The organism is Fulvimarina endophytica, from assembly GCF_003403015.1.
Classification (GTDB): Bacteria; Pseudomonadota; Alphaproteobacteria; order Rhizobiales; family Rhizobiaceae; genus Fulvimarina; species Fulvimarina endophytica.
In genome coordinates this window covers 623,090-641,838 of record NZ_QURL01000001.1, presented here as the reverse complement: position 1 = coordinate 641,838, position 18,749 = coordinate 623,090, and the positions used below count along the sequence as shown (strand labels likewise).

Sequence of the window (18,749 nt, the reverse complement as noted above, 5' to 3'; positions counted from 1 at the left end):
TTTACCAGCCTTGCGGCTGATTGCCAGAGGCGGAGTGGATTTTGACTGGACGGAAGATAGACGATCGGGACCGGCGATACGCGATCGGCCTGATGAGTGGTACATCGCTCGACGGCATCGACGTCGCTTTGATCGAGACCGATGGCGAGGGCGAGGTGAAGCGAGGCCCTTCGCGGACCTATCCCTACGATCATGCCTCCAAGGCCCGGCTCGAACAGGCGCTCGAACTCGGCAAGACCCTGGCGGACCGCATGGCCCGGCCCCAAAATCTTGCCGAAATCGAGACCATGCTCACGGAGCGCCATGGGGAGGTCGTCGAACGGTTCCTGTCGGAGATTTCCGTGAAGCCCGGAGAGATCGCATGCGTCGGGTTTCACGGCCAGACCATTCTGCACAGGCCGAGTGATGCCCTGACGGTGCAGATCGGTGATGGCGTGGGGCTCGCCCGCAGGCTCGGCCTGCCGGTCGTCTGGGACATGCGGGCCCGGGACATGGAAGCGGGCGGGCAGGGCGCGCCTCTGGTGCCGGCCTATCATCGTGCCCTGGCCGCCAACCTGCCGCCCGAATTCGACATGCGTCCCGTGGTCTTCGTCAATATCGGCGGCATTTCGAACGTCACCTATATCGATGGCGAGGCCGATCCGATCGCTTTCGATTGCGGTCCGGGCAATGCGCTGCTCGACCAGTGGCTCCAGCGCGAGGCTGGTATTCCCTTCGATCAGAATGGCCGGATCGCGGGCGAGGGCGCGGTGATCGAGGATCTCGCCGCGCGCTATCTGGATTCGACCTTCTTCTCCAAAAGCCTGCCGAAGTCCTTGGACAAATTCGATTTTCCCGTACCCGACGGTGATGCGGGAGAGCTTTCCGACGTGGCGCGGACGCTATGCCATGTGACGGCGGTTGGGATTGCGCGGGCACGCGAACACATGCCGCGGGAGCCGCGACTTTGGATCGTCGCCGGAGGCGGGCGGCGCCATCCCTCGATCCTCGCCGATCTCGCCGATGCCGTCGGCGAAGAGGCCAATGTGGCGCTGGCGGAGGATTGCGGATTCGACGGGGATGCGATGGAGGCCGAGGCCTGGGCCTATCTTGCCGTGCGCGCGATGCGTGGATTGCCGCTGACCTTTCCGACGACGACCGGTTGCCGGGAAGCGGTGAGCGGCGGCGTAATTTCCCGGCCCGATGCGGGCGTGGAACGAAGCGCGAGTGTCAGGCCGGCGTGAACGCCGCCGCGAAGGTCAGCCGGCCTTCGGGAGCGTCGCCGTAGAAGACGATCCGTTGGACATAGCTCGGATCGATCCCCGGATAAGTCAGCCGTCCATCGCTGAGGAAGCCGAAACTTGCAAAATTGGCCGGGTCGCCGACGAGCGCGCATCCGGCGGCGCCCGAGGCCCGGAGCCGATCGAGCCCGCTTGCGACCAGCTCGGAACCAATGCCTTCCCTCTGACGGTCCGGATGCACCGAAATCGGGCCGAGCCCGAACCACGGACCCGCCGCATCCTCAATCGTCACGGCCGAGAAGGCCACATGGCCGAGGATGGATCCACCGCTCTCGGCGAGAATGGAGAGCGCGAGCATCCCGTCCGCGCGCAGGCGATCGACGATCGCCGGCTCGGTGCCATCGCTGTAGGCGACATCCTCGAATGCGAGGCGAACCAGATCCGCGATCGCGCCTTCGTCTCCGCTTCGCTCGTCGCGAAGCGCATAAGCGTCACCGAAGGCGCTTCAGCTTCGGGTCCGAGAGCTCGCCTGCGAGGCGCTGATCGAGATATTCGGAACAATGGCCGATCAGGGCGTCGGTCTGGTCGGTGAAGAAGTGGTTCGCCCCTTCCATCGTCTTCTGGGTGATGACGATGCCCTTCTGGCTCTTCAGCTTGTCGACGAGGACCTGAACGTCCTTCGGCGGTGCGACCCGGTCCTTCTCGCCGTGAATGATGAGGCCGGACGAGGGGCAGGGGGCGAGGAAGGCGAAGTCGTAGGTATTGGGTTGCGGAGCGACGGAAAAGAACCCCTCGATCTCGGGACGGCGCATCAGAAGCTGCATGCCGATCCAGGCGCCGAAGGAGTAGCCGGCGACCCAGGTCTCCTTCGAATCGGGGTGGATGCTCTGGATCCAGTCGAGCGCGGCGGCGGCATCGGACAATTCGCCCGAGCCGTGATCGAACTCGCCCTGGCTCCGGCCGATGCCACGGAAGTTGAAGCGCAGCGTCGTGAAGCCGCGTTCCACGAACATATAGAAGAGCTGGTAGACGATCTGGTTGTTCATCGTCCCGCCGAAACGCGGATGCGGATGAAGAACGATGGCGATCGGCGCGTTCTTTTCCTTCGCCGGCTGATAGCGCCCTTCGAGGCGTCCGGCGGGTCCGGTGAAAATGACTTCCGGCATAGGGTTCCGTTTCCAATGTCTCGAACGAGGCGAACACGTCTCACGCGTCTTGACGCGAAGCATCCGGCTTCATACTCTTCAGTTTAGAAGAATTCCAAACTGAATGATGGTTTCGGTCCATCTAGTCTGTTACAGACTTTCAGATCAAGAAATTTGCGTGTTCGAAGAGGCGGATACGCAGTACCGACAGGGAGTGCATGGCCGTCTCGCCGTCTCGGATCTACCTTGATTACAACGCGTCGGCTCCATTGCGGGCCGAGGCGAGAGAGGCGCTCGTCGCGGCATTGTCCGCAGCCAATCCCTCTTCCGTGCACCGGGAAGGCCGCGAGGCGAGGGCGCTGGTGGAGGATGCGAGGCGGTCCGTGGCCGATCTCGTCGGGGCAAATCCCGGTGAAGTCACGTTTACGAGCGGCGCCAGCGAATCGGCGAACATGGCCTTGTCGTCCGCCTGGCTCGTCTCAGGCAGCAGCGTGGATCACGGGGCGCTCGCGGTGCTCGAGACCGATCATGCCGCGTTTCTGGAAGGCGGCCGTTTCGATGCCGGCGAGGTGACGCGGCTTCGGGTCGATGCAAACGGCGTTCTCGATCCGGAAAGTCTCGCGGACTGGATCGATGGATTGGGCGGGCGGCGCGGCCTTCTCGCCGTCGATCTCGCCAATTCCGAGACGGGGACGCTTCAGGACATCGAACAGATCGCGAGGCAGATCGAGGGACGGAACGTCACCCTCGTCGTCGATGCGGCTCAGTGCGCGGGGCGCATTCCCCTCGACTTCGCGAGGGTCCCGGCCGATGCGATGATCCTCTCCGCGCACAAGCTGGGCGGGCCGAAGGGGATCGGCGCGATCGTCCTGAAATCGACGTCGACGCGGCCCTACCCGCTGATTCGCGGCGGCGGACAGGAAAAGGGGCGCCGCTCGGGCACCGAAGCCGTCGCCGAGATCGCGGGCTTCGGCGCGGCTGCGCGGGGCTGTCTGTTCGATCTGCGCAATGACGACGGACGCATGGTGCGGCTACGCGACGCGCTCGATGCGGCGGTCACCGAGGCATCGCCGCGCACGAAAGTGCTCGGAGACGGTGCGCGCCGCCTGCCGAATACCAGCGCCTATCTGACTCCGGGGCTGAAGAGCGAGACCGCGCAGATCGCGATCGATCTTGCGGGGATCGCGGTCTCGGCGGGTTCGGCCTGCTCCTCGGGAAAAGTGGGGCGCAGTCACGTCGTGGAAGCGATGGTTCGTGCCGGTCTCGACGTCGATGCCGCAGACGGCGCATTGCGCGTCAGTTTCGGCTTCGAGACGAGCGAGGCGGAGCTCATGCGCTTTGCAACGGAATATACCCGTCTCGCATTGCGCGTGGGCGGCGAAGGCGGATATGCGGAGCGCGCCGCATAGACGTGACGTTTCGCATTATGTTTTGCGAATGGTGGCCCTCAAACACGCAGGCCATCGTTCCTATCTCGTCCATATACCGAACTGGAGCGATCCGGTATGGGCACGGGAAACGAGCATGAAGCCGGTGGGTCTTGCGATCTGCCGGACCAGGGCATGCACCGAGTTTGAAAGAGAAGTGAACGCGGCCGGGGCGGTGAACGCCGCGACTGCGTTATGACCGTCCCCGGGTTTTGACCCCGGAGAGTATGGAGATTGATATGCCGGCCGTTCAGGAAACGATCGACAGCGTCGCGAAGATCGACGTCGACCAGTACAAGTATGGTTTCGAGACGTTGATCGAGATGGATGTTGCGCCCAAGGGGCTCAACGAAGACATCATCAAGCTGATCTCGACCAAGAAGAACGAGCCCGAATGGATGCTCGACTGGCGCCTCAAGGCGTTCGAGCGGTGGAAGACGATGGAGAGCCCGGACTGGGCGCGTCTCGACTATCCGCCGATCGATTTCCAGGACATCCACTACTACGCGGCGCCGAAATCCATGTCGGGCCCGGCCTCGCTCGACGAAGTCGATCCGGAGATCCTGCGCACCTACGAAAAGCTGGGCATTCCGCTGAAGGAGCAGGAAATCCTCGCCGGCGTGCGCAAGCCGGACGAGCCGAGCGAGTTCGACGACGACTCCGGCACGCCGCCGGCGGGCCAGGACGGCAGGCCGCGCGTGGCCGTGGATGCGGTCTTCGATTCGGTCTCCGTCGCGACGACCTTCAAGAAGGAGCTGCAGAAGGCCGGCGTGATCTTCATGCCGATCTCGGAGGCTATCCGCGAGCATCCCGAACTGATCCAGAAATATCTCGGCTCGGTCGTGCCGGTCTCGGACAACTATTTCGCGACCATGAACTCGGCAGTCTTCACCGACGGCTCCTTCGTCTATGTGCCGAAGGGTGTCCGCTGCCCGATGGAACTGTCGACCTATTTCCGCATCAACGAGCGGAACACCGGTCAGTTCGAGCGCACGCTGATCATTGCCGACGAAGGGGCATACGTCTCCTATCTTGAGGGCTGCACGGCGCCCCAGCGCGACGAGAACCAGCTTCATGCGGCGGTCGTCGAACTGGTCGCGCTCGAAGGCGCGGAGATCAAGTATTCCACGGTCCAGAACTGGTATCCGGGCGACAAGGACGGCAAGGGCGGCATCTACAACTTCGTCACCAAGCGCGGCGACTGCCGGGGCGACAATTCGCGGATCTCGTGGACCCAGGTCGAGACCGGTTCGGCGATTACCTGGAAGTATCCGTCCTGCATTCTGCGCGGCGACAATTCGCGCGGCGAGTTTTACTCGATCGCCGTCTCGAACGGCCGCCAGCAGATCGACTCCGGGACGAAGATGATCCATCTCGGCAAGAACACGTCGAGCCGCATCATCTCCAAGGGCATCTCGGCGGGCCAGTCGAACAACACCTATCGCGGGCTCGTCTCCTCCCATCGCAAGGCGACGAACACGCGCAACTTCACCCAGTGCGACTCGCTGCTGATCGGTGAGGAGTGCGGCGCGCACACCGTGCCCTACATCGAATCGAAGAATGCCACCGCGCAGTTCGAGCACGAGGCGACGACGTCGAAGATCTCCGAGGACCAGCTGTTCTACTGCATGCAGCGTGGTATCCCCGAGGAGGAGGCCGTGGCCCTGATCGTCAACGGCTTCGTCAAGGACGTCATCCAGCAGCTGCCCATGGAGTTCGCGGTCGAGGCCCAGAAGCTGATCGGGATCTCGCTGGAGGGGAGCGTCGGTTGATGTCGGCCTCGAACCCAAAGGAGGAGGGCGACGTCGAACGCGCCGCCTTCCTCAACCAGTTGCGCCTGGAAATCCAGAAAGCCAAGTCCTCGCTGGACAAGACGCTTCACGGCACGAACACCCATGGCCTCGAAGTCGTATCGGACGAGGAGAGCCCGATCCTGCGCCTGCGCTCGTCGAGTTTCACCGCGCTGGAACTCGTGCCGGAAGAGGACCGCAACGCGGTGACGATCAACAACTATCTGGGCGACCGGACAGGATCGGTCGAAGAGGAAGTGTTCTCGAATCCCGCCGAGGCGGCTCAGCGGTTCGAAGAGCTTGCCCCTCAGATGGTCGAGCGGTTCGAGGACCGGATCGAGGAACTCCGCCTGCTTGGGATCGTCCAATAATTCGCAGCCTTCCGCATCCACGCGGGAGCGCCACCCGACCGAAGACACAGACGTACGCTGACGAAAGACAATCATGCTCGAAATCAAGAACCTGCACGCCCGCGTCGCCGAGGAAGGCACCGAGATCCTCCGCGGCGTCGACCTGACGGTCAAGGACGGCGAGATCGCCGCGATCATGGGGCCGAACGGCTCCGGCAAGTCCACCCTTTCCTACATCCTCGCCGGACGCGAGGACTACGAGGTGACCGAGGGCGACATCCTCTACAACGGCGAGTCGATCCTCGAGATGGATCCGGCCGAGCGCGCGGCATCGGGCATCTTCCTCGCCTTCCAGTATCCGCTGGAGATCCCGGGCGTCGCGACGATGACCTTCCTGAAGACCGCGCTCAACGCCCAGCGCAAGGCGCGCGGAGAGGATGAGCTGACGACGCCGGAATTCATGCGCCGGGTCAAGTCGTCGGCGGCCGATCTCCAGATCAATCCGGACATGCTGAAGCGTCCGCTGAATGTCGGCTTCTCGGGTGGCGAGAAGAAGCGCGCCGAAATCCTGCAGATGGCGCTGCTCGAGCCCAAGCTCTGCGTGATGGACGAGACGGATTCCGGCCTCGACATCGATGCGCTGAAGATCGTGGCGGACGGCGTCAACGCCCTGCGGAGTGCGGAGCGCTCCTTCCTCGTCATCACCCACTATCAGCGCCTGCTCGACTATATCGTGCCGGACACGGTGCACGTCCTCTACAAGGGCCGCATCATCAAGACCGGCGACAAGGATCTCGCTCTCAAGCTCGAGAACGAAGGCTACAGCCAGATCATCGACGAGGCCGCCTGAACCATGAGCAGCGTCACCGAACTGAGACCCCGCACGCCGGCCGAGACGCGCCTGTTGCAGCTCGCCGAGGCGCAAGGGGAGAACGAGAATGTTCGCCGCCCGGCGATCGAGGCCCTGCGCCGGGAAGGCTTGCCGACCCGCCGCGTCGAGGCCTGGCACTACACCGATCTGCGCCAGCTGATGGGCAAGCGCCTCGGCGAAGAGAGCGCGATCGAGGCCCTGCGCGAGAGCGGTGAGACGGTGCTCGAGCCGTTCCTGCACGGCTCTTCGATCGTGGATCTTGGAACCTCCGAAGGCAGCCACCTACCGAAGGGCGTTTCCGTCGCGAAATCGGACGAACGGTCCGACTGGAAGGTCACGCCGAACCGCCTCGATCGTTCGATCGACACGATCCGGGCCCTGAACTCGGCCTTCGGCGCAAATTCGAGCGCGATCACGGTCGAGGCCGGCGCAGCCCCAGATCACGCGATCGAGCTTCGCCCGGGAGTCGGACTTTCAGGCCACGCCCATACCCGCGTCTCGCTGGGAGCCAAGGCGAAGGCGACCTTTGTCGAGCGGCTGGACGGAAACGCACAGGGAGCGCCGTCGACCGGCGTCACCGAGCTCCATCTCGGTGAGGGATCGGAGGTCCTGTGGATCGTCGATCAGGAGAAGGGGCTCGATGCCGTCCATCTCGGACAGCTGCATGTCCGCCTCGAAGCCGATTCCCTGTTCCGGCTCTTCGTCCTCAATGCCGGCGGTGGTCTGGTGCGCTACGAGGTGCATACGGACGTCGTCGGTGAGGGCGCCGACATCCAGATGCGCGGCGTGAACCTGATCAGGGACGGCCAGCACATCGACGTCACCACGACGCTGAACCACACGGTTCCCAACACGACGGCGACCGAGACGTTCCGCAATGTGGTGACCGGCGGTCACGGCGTGTTCCAGGGCATCATCAAGGTGGCGCGCGGCGCTCAGAAGACCGATGCGAAGCTCGCCTGCAATTCGCTGCTTCTCTCGGACGAAGGCGACTTCTCGGCAAAGCCCGAACTGGAGATCTTCGCCGACGACGTCGTCTGCGGCCATGGTGCGACGGCGGGAGAGATCGATGCCGATCATCTCTTCTATCTGATGTCGCGCGGCATTCCGGCCGACAAGGCTCGCGCTCTGCTCATCAAGGCCTTCGTGACCGAAGTCGTCGAGGAACTGGAGGACGAGGCGCTTCAGTACGTTCTCGAAGCCCGGATCGACGATTGGCTCTCGGCTAACGGCTGACGGTCTCACGGAACGCTCGTCGTTCCCCGGTCGACGTCACGCCGATCGATCCGGTCGCCGCCCTCTCGCTCCCGCATCGTCGCAGCGGGCGAGTGCGGCGATCGACCGCCTTTAAACCGCAGGCGTTCCTGCCGAATTGAGCTGGAGCATCGGACCGATCAGTTGATCCGTCTTCTGGGCCATCCGATGCGTGACCAGAAGACGGAGCCTCGGACACGGTTCTTTGGCGGGTCGGCGGCTTCGAGTAAGACGGGACGGCATGTTCGGTGAGGTGCACGGGCATATGCTAATGCCGGCCCGACCGATCGCATCTGGAGTTCATGGACTATGACGACCGAAACCGAGACGAGGACGCCTGGCGCGAGCCCCGCTTCCTATGACGTGAACGCCATCCGCCGCGATTTCCCGATCCTGTCGAAGGAAGTCTACGGCAAGCCGCTGGTCTATCTGGACAATGGTGCCTCGGCCCAGAAGCCGAGGCAGGTGATCGACCGCATCACCTTCGCCTACGAAAACGAGTATGCGAACGTCCATCGCGGCCTGCATTACCTCTCCAATGCGGCGACCGACGCCTACGAGGCCTCACGTGAGATCGTCCGTGGGTTTCTCAATGCGGGCTCGAGCGAAGAGATCGTCTTCACCCGGTCGGCGACCGAGGCGATTAACCTCGTGGCCTACGGCTATGCCATGCAGGAGATCGGGGAGGGCGACGAGATCGTCCTGACCCTCGCAGAACACCACTCGAATATCGTCCCCTGGCATTTCCTGCGCGAGCGCAAGGGCGCCAAGCTCGTCTTCGTCCCCGTCGAGGACGACGGATCGATTTCCGTCGAGGCGTTCGAGAAGGCGATGACTCCGCGCACGAAGCTCGTCGCGACGACCCATATGTCGAACGTTCTCGGGACGGTCGTGGACGTGAAGGCGGTGACGCGCCTTGCCCATGGAAAGGGCATCCCGGTTCTCGTCGATGGAAGCCAGGGCGCCGTCCATCTGCCGGTCGACGTCGCCGAGATCGGCTGCGACTGGTACGTCTTCACCGGCCACAAGGTTTACGGCCCGAGTGGCATCGGCGTGCTCTATGGCCGTCGCGAGATGCTGGAGCGGATGCAGCCGTTCAACGGTGGCGGCGAGATGATCGTCGAGGTGACGGAAGAGAGCGTTTCGTACAACGCGCCTCCGCATCGCTTCGAGGCCGGGACGCCGCCCATCGTCCAGGCGATCGGGCTCGGCGCCGCGCTCCACTACATGGACACGATCGGCCGCGAGGCGATCACCGCGCACGAGGCGGATGTCAGTGCTTATGCGCACAAGCGCCTCAAGGAAATCAATTCCCTGCGCATCTACGGCGAAGCGCCCGGCAAGGGGGCCATCATTTCCTTCGACATGGAAGGGGTGCACGCCCATGACATTTCCATGGTCATCGACCGGGAAGGCGTCGCGGTTCGCGCCGGCACCCATTGCGCCCAGCCGCTCTTGAAGCGGTTCGGAACGACATCCACATGCCGGGCATCCTTCGGGATGTACAATACGCATGGCGAAGTGGATAAACTGGCGGAGGCGCTCGAGAAGGCGCGCCGCTTCTTCGCCTGAGGAGACGTGATGAACGACGAGATCGAGACGAAGCCGCGTGAGAGCGAAACCGGCAAGCCCGCCGACGATACGGCTGCTGCCAACATGGCGCTCGCTCAGGGTGAGGCCGCTCAGACCTCGGCGATCCCGCCAGAGGAACTGTCCCGTCTGACCGACGACATCATCGGTGCGCTCAAGAGCGTCTATGATCCGGAGATCCCGGCCGACATCTACGAGCTCGGCCTCATCTACAAGGTCGATATCGACGACAGTCGCGATGTCGATATCGAGATGACCCTCACCGCCCCTGGCTGCCCGGTGGCCGGCGAGATGCCGATCTGGGTCGAGAATGCGGTCGCCTCCGTTGAGGGCGTCGGGCAGGTGAAGGTCGAACTCGTCTTCGATCCGCCGTGGACGCCGGAGCGGATGAGCGAGGAGGCGCAGGTCGCGGTCGGCTGGTTCTGACCGCTCGGCCGGGCGTCTCGCAGGCAAATGCGAGGTACCGGCCATCGCCCAGCTCCGTCAGGCCGGCGGAGTGGTATGCGTGGGGGAAGACCTCGGCGAAGACGAATGGGTTTCGCGTGAAGGAAGGAAGGGTCGAATGAGCCGTTTTTCAGTTCTCACCATGACCGACGCCGCTGCAGAGCGCGTCAATGCCATTCTCGCGAGCCAGGACGAGCCGGCGCTCGGCGTTCGCGTCGGCGTGAAGAAGGGCGGCTGCGCCGGTATGGAATACACGGTCGATCTGGCAAAAGAGGCCAGCCCGACGGATGACCGGGTCGAGAAGAATGGAGCGAGGGTCTTCATCGCGCCGGAAGCCGTGTTGTTTCTTCTCGGCACGCAGATGGATTACGAGGAGACCGTGCTGCGGTCAGGCTTCGTCTTCAACAACCCCAACCAGACATCAGCCTGCGGCTGCGGCGAATCCGTCGAGTTGAAGGCCGCCGATCTGAAGTCGCTCGCCGAACAGCGAGCCGAAGGTTGAACGTGGCCTGACCCGTTACTTGGGGCTTGGATCCTAGGCTCCAGTCTTAAGGCGCGAGCTTGTAAAGTTCGCCCTGTCCAGAGCCGCTTTCTCAGCCGTCTGCGGTGCTGCCACGCCTGCCGATGACCTCCCATGCACGGATCGCGAAGCGTCTTGCGAGCGGTCCGTACCGTTCCGCGTCGGGATCGGCGGCGTTGCCCTGACGGGCTCGGTCCGCGATGCCGACGAAGATGACGGCGAATCGGAACAGTGCGAAGGCGAGATGGAAGGCCGTGGGGGCCGGAACCTGCGGCATGGATTTTCGGTAGCGCTCGACGAAATCCGCTTCGCTCGGAATGCCCAGCGCTTCGCGGTCGAGGTCGAGGATCCCGCCATATTCGTCCGATGACGTGTGCCAGGGCATGCAGCAGAAGGCGAGATCGGCGAGCGGATGACCTATGGTCGCCAGTTCCCAGTCGAGAACCGCGGCGATGCCCGGGCCATCCGCATCGTAGAGCATGTTCCCGACCCGGAAATCGCCATGGGCGATCGACGACAGGCCGTCGTCCTCGGGCTGGTTTTCTCGCAGCCAGCGAGCGAGTTCCTCCAGTTCCGCTATGGGCTCGCCGGTCGAATTCTCGAGTTGACCACTCCACAGGTCGATCTGTCGCTCGAAATAGGCGTTCGGCCGTCCGAATCGGGAAAGCCCGGCCGCCTCGTAATCGACGGCATGCAGAACCGCGAGCGTATCGGCGAGGTTTTCATACATCGCCGTCCGCATTTCGGGGGTGACGCCGTCCATCGCCGCCGTCTGGAACACGCGACCGGGCACCTCCTCCATCAGGTAGAAGGGTGTTCCGAGAAGTTCGGGGTCGTCGTGGTAGAGGATCATCGCGGGAACCGGAACGGCGGTCCCCGCGAGCGCATCCATCGCGCGATACTCGCGATCGATACGGTGCGCACCCTTGGCCAGATCGCCCGGCGGCTGCTTGCGCAGGATCATTTTCCGGTCGCCGTGCCGGACCCGGAAGGTCGGGTTCGATTGGCCGCCGCTGATCTGCGTCATCGACAAGGGCTGATCGCTGCCGAACCGCTCATTGAGGAAATGCTCGAGCCGATCGGCATCGATCGGGGCGCGAAGGGTGTCATCGCGAATAGTCATGCGTCCGCCTCGTTCGCGCCGCGCGATGCTGCCGCGCGAAGCTGATATTTCTGGATCTTGCCGGTCGCCGTCTTCGGGAGTTCGCCGAACGCCCATGCGCGAGGCATCTTGAAGCCGGCGAGATGCTGCCGGCAGAAGGCTTCGAGTTCGGCGGTATCGATCGGCCGACCGGATTTCGCCTCGATGAAGGCCATCGGAACCTCGCCCCATTTCTCGTCGGGTCTTGCGACGACGGCCGCGATCGCAACCCCCGGATGACGGGACAGAACGCTTTCGATCTCGAGGGAGGAGACGTTCTCGCCGCCGGTGATGATGACGTCCTTCGCCCGGTCCTTGATTTCGATATGTCCGTCCGGATGGTGCGCGGCGAGATCGCCCGTCCGAAAACCGCCGCCGGCAAAGGCCTTCTCGGTCTCCTCGGCATCCCGGTAATAGCCGGCAAGGAGCGTATTTCCCGCAAGGACGATTTCGCCGACCGTCTTCCCGTCCCGGGGAACGTCGCGACCGGTTTCGTCGACGACGCGGATGCGGTTGGCCGATAGATGCCTCACACCCTGGCGGGCGAGAAGCTCCGCACGCTCCTCCACGTCGAGAGAGAGTTCGGCGTCGTCGAGCTCGCGGATGGACGTCGGACCGTAGCACTCCGTCAGGCCGTAGAGGTGGACGAAATCGAAGCCGAGAACGTCCATCGCCTTGATCAGCGAGGCGGTGGGCGCCGCCCCGCCGGTCGCGACGGTCAGCCGCTTGGCGGGATCGCGCGTCTCCTTCGCATCCGAGTTCACGAGCATGTAGAGGACGACGGGTGCGCAGGAGAGGTGGGTCACGCGATGGTTCGCGATCGCGTCGAACACAGCCTGAGGCTCCACCTTGTCGAGGCAGACATGGGTGCCGCCCGCCGCCGTGATGGCCCAGGTGTGGCACCAGCCATTGCAGTGAAACATCGGCAGCGTCCACAGATAGGTGGTCTCGCGGGTGAAGCCGAGCGCGGTGAGATTGCCCATCGCGTTGATCCAGGCGCCCCGGTGATGGAGGACGACGCCTTTGGGATTGCCGGTGGTGCCCGAGGTGTAATTGAGGGCGATCGGCTGCCATTCGTCGGTGACGGCCTCCAGAAGGTCGATCTCCGGCGCCGGACCATTGCCAAGAAGCTTGAGGCCATCGCCATTGGTCCCGTCTTCGGCGATTGTTTCGAAGGGAAGGCCTACATCCTCGACGGCGACTTTGGCGACGACCGCGCAGCCGGGATCGGCGATCAGGAGCCGGCTCTCGGAATGCCTCAGAATATAGGCGATGTCCCTGGCATCGATCCGCGTGTTGACGCAGTTGAGAACGGCGCCGAGTGCGGGAACCGCGAAATGGGCTGCCAGCATTTCGGGCCGGTTCGTGCACATGACCGAGACGACGTCGCCCGATCCGATGCCATGACCTTTCAGAACGGCGACGAGGCGGCGAACCACCGTTTCGAATTCCTTCCACGTCCAGGTTCGCGACCGCCAAACGACCGCTCTTCGAGCTGGCGAGACGTCGGCCGCGTGGACGAGAAAATCGATCGGCGTGAGGGGGCGGAAATTGGCGGCGCGTGGGCGCAGATGGGCTTCGTCACGCATGGTCTGCCGCTTCGCCTTCGACGTCCCACTTCCAGAAATCCGTCCCGAGATTGGACAGATGCCGGTTGAGCAGCATCTTGTGCACTTCGTCGGCCCCGTCGACGAGCCTTGCCTGCCGCGCGTAGCGGTAGATCCATTCGAGCGGGGTGTCATTCGAATAGCCGCGAGCGCCGTTGATCTGGATCGCCCGATCCGCCGCCAGATGCAGAAGGTTGGCGACATGCACCTTCGCCATGGAGATTTCCTTCTGGGCGTAACGCCCCTGGTCGATCTCCCATGCGGCCTTCATCACGAGAAGGCGCCCGATCTCGATCTGCATCGCAAGATCGCCGATCATCAGCTGCACGCTCTCCCGATCGATCAGCGTGACCCCGAAACCTTCGCGATGTTCGGCATATTCCTTGGCGATCTCGACGCAGCGCTTGGCAAGTCCGAGCCATCGCATGCAGTGGGTGAGACGCGCAGGACCGAGCCGCGTCTGGACCACCTTGATGCCCCGGCCTTCCTCACCGAGAATGTTCTCGTGCGGGATACGAAGCCCGGTGAATTCAAGCTCGCAGTGACCGCCGTGTTCTTCCGGTCCCATGATCGGGATGCGCCGAATGATCCGCCAGCCCGGATCGTCGCGATGGAACAGGAAGCAGGTATGGCCACGGCGTTCATCGTCCGAGGTCTTGGCGAGAAGCATGAAGTGTTCGGCAGCTTCCGCGCCGGTGATGTACCATTTCCGCCCGTTGACGACCCACTCATTACCGTCGCGCACCGCGCGCGTCAGCATCATGGAGGGATCCGATCCGCCGCCCGGCGCGGGCTCCGTCATCGCGAAGGCCGAACGGACCTTGCCCTCGACGATCGGCTTCAGCCACCGCTCCTTCTGGTCGGGCGTTCCGAGTGCCTCGAGCACCATCATATTGCCGTCGTCGGGAGCGGCACTGTTGAACACGACAGGACCGAAGATCGAGCGGTTCATCGTCTCGTAGAGGACGGCCATGCCGGTCTTCGACAGACCGAGGCCGCCGGTTTCGGCCTTAAGCTGCGGACACCAAAGACCACTCTCCTTCGCTTTCGCGCGCAGCGTCTCGAGGAGAGGTTCGGCGATGTTCCCGTGGCCGTCATAGGCTTGCGGGTCGGATTCGAGCGGTATGATCTCGTCTTCGACGAACCGGGCGACCTCGAGGCGCAGAGACTCGAGCTCCGGCGATATTCTGAAATCCATGAACGCGCCTCCCAACGCGTGTCCGGTTCATATGCGGGCGAGCAGGCGATTCCCCACCGCTCCCGGACCGGCCACCATGTCAGGATAGTCGAAACGCCCTCGATCGCCAGACGCGAAGACGGAAGACGGCCCGAAAAGTTTTCTTCGAGGACTGGCCGAAGGGCCTCGCGGCGCGGAATTCCGGACCCTCGCTTCGCGCTCGACGTCCGTACCACCCGCTACCGCTCCTCCTTCGGTCGGGGTTCGACCGCTCGCCCTCTGGAATGCGTCCATGGACGCGATCCTGGAGATGGTCCCCGAGAATCCGACTGCTCGGGCGCGCATCGGATGATCCGCGAACAGGGTCCACTTTCCCGTCCGATGCGGTAGGTGAAGGCGGAATACGGACGCAAATGCGAGGATGGGAGGCGATCATGACATTCGATCTGACGGGGAAGACCGCGCTGGTCACAGGAGCTTCTGGCGGGCTCGGAGCGCATTTTGCTGCCGTGCTGGCGGAGGCCGGCGCGAGCGTGACGCTCGCGGCGCGAAGGGGCGATGTCCTGTGCGAGAGGGTCGAGGCGATCACCGGGGCCGGCGGACGGGCGGATGCGATCGATCTCGACGTTCAGGATGCCGAAAGCGTCGCCGCCTGCTTCGCCGATCGCGTCTTCGACATCACCGTGAACAACGCCGGGGTCCAGTCGACGACGCCCGCGCTGGATCTCGATCCGGCGGAATGGGATCACGTACTCGACACGAACCTGAAGGGCGCGTTTCTGGTGGCGCAGGCGGCCGCGCGCGCATTGCGGCGGATCGAGCGGTCAGGATCGATCGTCAATATCGCATCGATTCTCGGCCTGCGCGTCGCCGGAATGCTGATGCCTTACGCGGTTTCGAAGGCCGGTCTCGTCCAGATGACCAAATCCATGGCGCTCGAATGGGCCCGCTACGGCATCCGCGTGAACGCACTCTGTCCGGGCTATATCGAGACGCCGCTCAACCGCGATTTCTTCGCGACCGATGCCGGAAAGGCCCTGGTCAAGCGCATCCCGCAGCGTCGCCTCGGGCAGGAGAGCGATCTCGACGGCGCGCTTCTGCTTCTGGCCTCCGACGCCGGGCGCTACATGACCGGATCGGAACTGGTCATCGATGGCGGTCACCTGGTGTCTTCGCTCTGAAGAAAGGCGCCGACCGCACGCGCACCGTGGATGCGGTCGGCGCCCGAGCATGAAACAAGGCTCGGCTTCACCAGCACTCTATGGGTCGGGGATCAGGCGTTCCCCGTCTTCATCCGCCCCATCGGTTCGTCCCTCGCCACGCGGCCACGCTGCAACCAGACGACGCCTGCGAGCAGAAGAAGCGCGGGGATATACATCCAGTACTTTGACGGCTGATCGGCGGGCGTCAGGACGCGGACGATCTCCTGATCCCAATCGAGCCCAGCATCCGCCGCCGGCGAGCCGAACGCGACGTTGTCGATGATCATCTTGCCATCCTGCTCGATCGTCTCGATCCCCGCATCGGCCAGGCGCTCGGCGCCCGTTGCCGCATCGCTCATCGGGACGAGCGCGACGAATGACAGGGGATCGCCGAGAGCGTCGAACCCATCGACGCGCACCCTGAGATCGCCGCCCGCCGGCACGGCCTCGGCGGCCGCTTCGAGGTTCACGGGATCTCGCTCGATATAGGGCGGCGAGATCGAGTCCATCCAGAACCCGGGCCGGAACAGGGTGAAGGCGATGAGCAGCAACGCGATCGATTCGTAGAAGCGGCTCTTCGTCAGGAACCACCCTTGCGTTGCCGCCGCGAATAACAGCATCGCGACCGTCGCCACCACGAAGATGAAGACACCGTGCAGGAGATCGACATCGATCAGCAGGAGATCGGTGTTGAAGATGAAGAGGAAGGGCAGGGCGGCCGTCCTCAGGGAGTAGAAGAACGCGACCGTTCCCGTCCGGATCGGATCTCCGCCCGAGACGGCTGCCGCGGCGAAACTCGCAAGCCCCACCGGCGGCGTCACATCGGCCATGATGCCGAAATAGAAGACGAACAGGTGAACGGCGATCAGCGGCACGATCAGCCCGTTCTGCTGGCCGAGGGTGACGATGACGGGCGCCAGAAGCGCGGACACGACGATGTAGTTCGCGGTCGTCGGCAGACCCATTCCGAGGATCAGCGACAGGATCGCCGTGAGGAACAGGATCGCAAGGAGATTTCCGCCGGACAGGACCTCGACCACGTCCGCGAGCGCCGAACCGACACCGGTCTGGGAGACCGCACCGACGATGATGCCGGCGGCGGCGGTGGCGATGCCGATGCCGATCATGTTGCGTGCGCCAGCGATGAGGCCTTCGAGAAGATCGATGCAGCCGGCCTTGAAGGCGCTGCCGAACCCGCCGGTCTTGCGGAAGAAGGCGAAGAGCGGCTTCTGGGTCAGGAGGATGAAGATCATGAAGGCGGAGGCCCAGAAGGCCGAGAGGCCGGGCGACAGGCGATCCACCATCAGCGCCCAGATGAGGACGACGACCGGCAGGAGGAAGTGCAGGCCCGATTTCACCGTCGGTCCGGGAGGTGGCAGGACGGTGATCTCGCCTTCCGTCGACATCGCATCCGCCTTGTGGCCGGCGGCATAGGCGACCAGCGCGACATAGGCGACGACCAGAAGGCCGAAGACCACCCAGAAGGCGTTCTCGCCGAAAACCGGACGAATCCAGCCCATGCCGTAATAGACCGCGAAGGACAGCGCGCAGATCGCCGCGATTCCGAAGGCGAGGCCGACCAGCCAGCGAAGCCAGGGCGAGGGCTCGTAGGAACGCGGAAGCCCCTTCATGCCGGCCTTCGCAGCTTCCAGGTGCACGATGTAGACGAGCGCGATGTAGGAGATCACCGCCGGCAGGAAGGCGTGCTTGACCACGTCGAAATAGGGAATGCCCACATATTCGACCATCAGGAAGGCGGCGGCGCCCATCACCGGCGGCATGATCTGGCCGTTCACCGAGGACGCCACCTCGACGGCGCCCGCCTTCTCCGAGGAGAAGCCGACCTTCTTCATGAGCGGGATCGTGAAGGTGCCGGTGGTGACGACGTTCGCGATCGAGGAGCCGGAAATAAGGCCCGTCATGGCCGAGGAGATCACGGCGGCCTTCGCCGGACCGCCCTTCATGTGACCCATCAGCGAGAAGGCGACGTTGATGAAGTAACTGCCGGCTCCGGCCTTATCGAGGAGCGAGCCGAAGAGCACGAAGAGGAACACGAAGGAGGTCGAAACGCCGAGCGCGATGCCGAAGACGCCTTCGGTCGTGATCCACTGGTGATTGACGACCTCCGACAACGAATTGCCGCCATGGGCGATGATGTCGGGCATGTAGCGCCCGAGGAAGGTGTAGACGAGGAAGATGGAGGCGACGACCATGAGCGCGGGCCCCAGACTGCGGCGGGTCGCCTCCAGGAGCACCATCAGCCCGAGCGTGCCGACCATGAAGTCGATCTCGATCGGCGCGCCGACGCGGCCCGAAATGGCGTCGTAGTTGACGTAGAGATAGATCGCCGTGAAGGCGCCGACGATCGCCAGCGCCCAGTCGTTGATCGGCACCCGGTCGTCGGGCGAGGGTGCGATCACGCAGGCGACGACGAAGAGGGTGATGAGCGGAATATACCAGACCGGGAGAACGCCGGTCGCGCCGCTCATGAAGAGGAGGCCGAGAACGATCGGCACGGCGATGCCGAGGCCGATCTGGATCGGCGAGCGCTCGCCCGGAAAGGCGAGGAAGGCGAGGAGCATCGCGAAGGCGAGATGGATCGATCGCGATTCGGTCGTGTTGAAGACGCCGATGCCGAGCTGGAACGGGAAGGGCGAGGCGATCCAGAGCTGGAACAGAGACCAGAGAAGGGCGACGGCCGCGATGAAATAGGCAACCGGCTTGCTCGGCGAGCGCCCGCCCGTATCGGACGAAGCGACGAGGGAGTCGAGATCCTCGCTCTTGTTCGTGGCAGAGCGAACGTCGACCTCGTCGATCCGGCGCGGCCTCTCGTCGTCGAGGCTCGCAGTGTGCGCCCGCTCTTCTGCGGAATTGCGTCCTCGTTCGGGCGTGTTGCTCATCTCGAGAAATCCTTCGAATGCCTGGCGAGGCAAGCCTGGCGACGGCCCACGTCCTGTGCACGGAAACGGCGGTCCGGCCTCGAAGCGAACGAGGCCGGATGCCGGAAGAGA

16 protein-coding genes are annotated in these 18,749 nt (G+C 63.9%); 10 read left to right on the top strand and 6 right to left on the bottom strand.

All coding sequences use genetic code 11. The features are described from left to right. The first annotated feature begins 20 nt into the window (after positions 1-20). On the top strand, positions 21-1,223 hold the full coding sequence (locus tag DYI37_RS02810; RefSeq protein ID WP_342634928.1) for an anhydro-N-acetylmuramic acid kinase: 1,203 nt from the start codon (positions 21-23) through the stop codon (positions 1,221-1,223). On the opposite strand, the gene DYI37_RS02805 is transcribed toward DYI37_RS02810, so the two are convergent. Both DYI37_RS02805 and DYI37_RS02800 read right to left on the bottom strand, forming a co-directional pair. Next, positions 1,210-1,668: a GNAT family N-acetyltransferase gene (locus DYI37_RS02805; protein ID WP_116681643.1), complete on the bottom strand. Its 459-nt coding sequence runs from the start codon at positions 1,666-1,668 to the stop codon at positions 1,210-1,212. The two genes, DYI37_RS02810 and DYI37_RS02805, sit on opposite strands and share 14 nt — an antisense overlap. 43 nt (positions 1,669-1,711) lie before the next feature. Further along, on the bottom strand, positions 1,712-2,386 hold the full coding sequence (locus tag DYI37_RS02800; protein ID WP_116681642.1) for an alpha/beta hydrolase: 675 nt from the start codon (positions 2,384-2,386) through the stop codon (positions 1,712-1,714). Between the two features lie 197 nt (positions 2,387-2,583). Between DYI37_RS02800 and DYI37_RS02795 the strand changes: the two genes are divergently transcribed. The 8 genes from DYI37_RS02795 (at position 2,584) to sufA (ending at position 10,593) form a co-directional block, all read left to right on the top strand. Further along, on the top strand, positions 2,584-3,774 hold the full coding sequence (locus DYI37_RS02795; protein ID WP_116681641.1) for a cysteine desulfurase family protein: 1,191 nt from the start codon (positions 2,584-2,586) through the stop codon (positions 3,772-3,774). Positions 3,775-4,031: 257 nt separating this feature from the next. Further along, positions 4,032-5,564: a Fe-S cluster assembly protein SufB gene (sufB, locus tag DYI37_RS02790; RefSeq protein WP_116681640.1), complete on the top strand. Its 1,533-nt coding sequence runs from the start codon at positions 4,032-4,034 to the stop codon at positions 5,562-5,564. Beyond that, a complete protein-coding gene (locus DYI37_RS02785; protein WP_116681639.1) occupies positions 5,564-5,953 on the top strand; it encodes a hypothetical protein in 390 nt (129 codons plus the stop codon). The genes sufB and DYI37_RS02785 overlap by 1 nt, the downstream gene beginning before the upstream one ends. Positions 5,954-6,026: 73 nt before the next feature. Beyond that, a complete protein-coding gene (gene sufC, locus DYI37_RS02780; RefSeq protein WP_116681638.1) occupies positions 6,027-6,782 on the top strand; it encodes a Fe-S cluster assembly ATPase SufC in 756 nt (251 codons plus the stop codon). Between the two features lie 3 nt (positions 6,783-6,785). Continuing rightward, on the top strand, positions 6,786-8,039 hold the full coding sequence (gene sufD, locus DYI37_RS02775; protein ID WP_116681637.1) for a Fe-S cluster assembly protein SufD: 1,254 nt from the start codon (positions 6,786-6,788) through the stop codon (positions 8,037-8,039). Positions 8,040-8,366: 327 nt separating this feature from the next. Beyond that, the gene (locus DYI37_RS02770; RefSeq protein ID WP_116681636.1) at positions 8,367-9,629 is read left to right on the top strand and encodes a cysteine desulfurase; all 1,263 of its coding nucleotides are present in this window, start codon (positions 8,367-8,369) and stop codon (positions 9,627-9,629) included. Positions 9,630-9,638: 9 nt separating this feature from the next. After that, entirely contained in the window at positions 9,639-10,073 is a 435-nt protein-coding gene (locus tag DYI37_RS02765) for an SUF system Fe-S cluster assembly protein (RefSeq protein WP_116681635.1), read from the top strand. Positions 10,074-10,209: 136 nt separating this feature from the next. Next, a complete protein-coding gene (gene sufA, locus DYI37_RS02760; protein ID WP_116681634.1) occupies positions 10,210-10,593 on the top strand; it encodes a Fe-S cluster assembly scaffold SufA in 384 nt (127 codons plus the stop codon). Between the two features lie 91 nt (positions 10,594-10,684). Here sufA and DYI37_RS02755 read toward each other — a convergent pair whose 3' ends face one another. From DYI37_RS02755 to DYI37_RS02745, 3 genes are read right to left on the bottom strand one after another with little or no spacing between them, the layout of a single operon-like run. Further along, positions 10,685-11,734 carry a phosphotransferase family protein gene (locus DYI37_RS02755; protein ID WP_116681633.1) on the bottom strand — a complete coding sequence of 350 codons (1,050 nt, stop codon included), beginning with the start codon at positions 11,732-11,734 and terminating at the stop codon, positions 10,685-10,687. Beyond that, on the bottom strand, positions 11,731-13,341 hold the full coding sequence (locus DYI37_RS02750) for an AMP-binding protein (protein ID WP_116681632.1): 1,611 nt from the start codon (positions 13,339-13,341) through the stop codon (positions 11,731-11,733). Before DYI37_RS02750 ends, DYI37_RS02755 begins: the two co-directional genes overlap by 4 nt. Then, positions 13,334-14,557 (bottom strand): acyl-CoA dehydrogenase family protein, encoded by a 1,224-nt coding sequence (locus DYI37_RS02745; RefSeq protein WP_116681631.1) that lies wholly within the window; start codon positions 14,555-14,557, stop codon positions 13,334-13,336. The genes DYI37_RS02750 and DYI37_RS02745 overlap by 8 nt, the downstream gene beginning before the upstream one ends. Positions 14,558-14,970: 413 nt before the next feature. Between DYI37_RS02745 and DYI37_RS02740 the strand changes: the two genes are divergently transcribed. Further along, the gene (locus DYI37_RS02740) at positions 14,971-15,717 is read left to right on the top strand and encodes an SDR family NAD(P)-dependent oxidoreductase (RefSeq protein WP_116681824.1); all 747 of its coding nucleotides are present in this window, start codon (positions 14,971-14,973) and stop codon (positions 15,715-15,717) included. Positions 15,718-15,809: 92 nt separating this feature from the next. On the opposite strand, the gene DYI37_RS02735 is transcribed toward DYI37_RS02740, so the two are convergent. After that, on the bottom strand, positions 15,810-18,638 hold the full coding sequence (locus tag DYI37_RS02735; RefSeq protein WP_116681630.1) for a TRAP transporter permease: 2,829 nt from the start codon (positions 18,636-18,638) through the stop codon (positions 15,810-15,812). Positions 18,639-18,749: the final 111 nt, after the last annotated feature.

Excerpts from the sequence above, each read along its gene's own strand:
- DYI37_RS02800 (WP_116681642.1), bottom strand. The coding sequence starts at position 2,386 with ATGCCGGAAGTCATTTTCACCGGACCCGCCGGACGCCTCGAAGGGCGC.
- DYI37_RS02795 (WP_116681641.1), top strand. The coding sequence starts at position 2,584 with ATGGCCGTCTCGCCGTCTCGGATCTACCTTGATTACAACGCGTCGGCT.
- sufB (WP_116681640.1), top strand. The coding sequence starts at position 4,032 with ATGCCGGCCGTTCAGGAAACGATCGACAGCGTCGCGAAGATCGACGTC.
- DYI37_RS02785 (WP_116681639.1), top strand. The coding sequence starts at position 5,564 with ATGTCGGCCTCGAACCCAAAGGAGGAGGGCGACGTCGAACGCGCCGCC.
- sufC (WP_116681638.1), top strand. The coding sequence starts at position 6,027 with ATGCTCGAAATCAAGAACCTGCACGCCCGCGTCGCCGAGGAAGGCACC.
- sufD (WP_116681637.1), top strand. The coding sequence starts at position 6,786 with ATGAGCAGCGTCACCGAACTGAGACCCCGCACGCCGGCCGAGACGCGC.
- DYI37_RS02770 (WP_116681636.1), top strand. The coding sequence starts at position 8,367 with ATGACGACCGAAACCGAGACGAGGACGCCTGGCGCGAGCCCCGCTTCC.
- DYI37_RS02765 (WP_116681635.1), top strand. The coding sequence starts at position 9,639 with ATGAACGACGAGATCGAGACGAAGCCGCGTGAGAGCGAAACCGGCAAG.
- sufA (WP_116681634.1), top strand. The coding sequence starts at position 10,210 with ATGAGCCGTTTTTCAGTTCTCACCATGACCGACGCCGCTGCAGAGCGC.
- DYI37_RS02755 (WP_116681633.1), bottom strand. The coding sequence starts at position 11,734 with ATGACTATTCGCGATGACACCCTTCGCGCCCCGATCGATGCCGATCGG.
- DYI37_RS02750 (WP_116681632.1), bottom strand. The coding sequence starts at position 13,341 with ATGCGTGACGAAGCCCATCTGCGCCCACGCGCCGCCAATTTCCGCCCC.
- DYI37_RS02745 (WP_116681631.1), bottom strand. The coding sequence starts at position 14,557 with ATGGATTTCAGAATATCGCCGGAGCTCGAGTCTCTGCGCCTCGAGGTC.
- DYI37_RS02740 (WP_116681824.1), top strand. The coding sequence starts at position 14,971 with ATGACATTCGATCTGACGGGGAAGACCGCGCTGGTCACAGGAGCTTCT.
- DYI37_RS02735 (WP_116681630.1), bottom strand. The coding sequence starts at position 18,638 with ATGAGCAACACGCCCGAACGAGGACGCAATTCCGCAGAAGAGCGGGCG.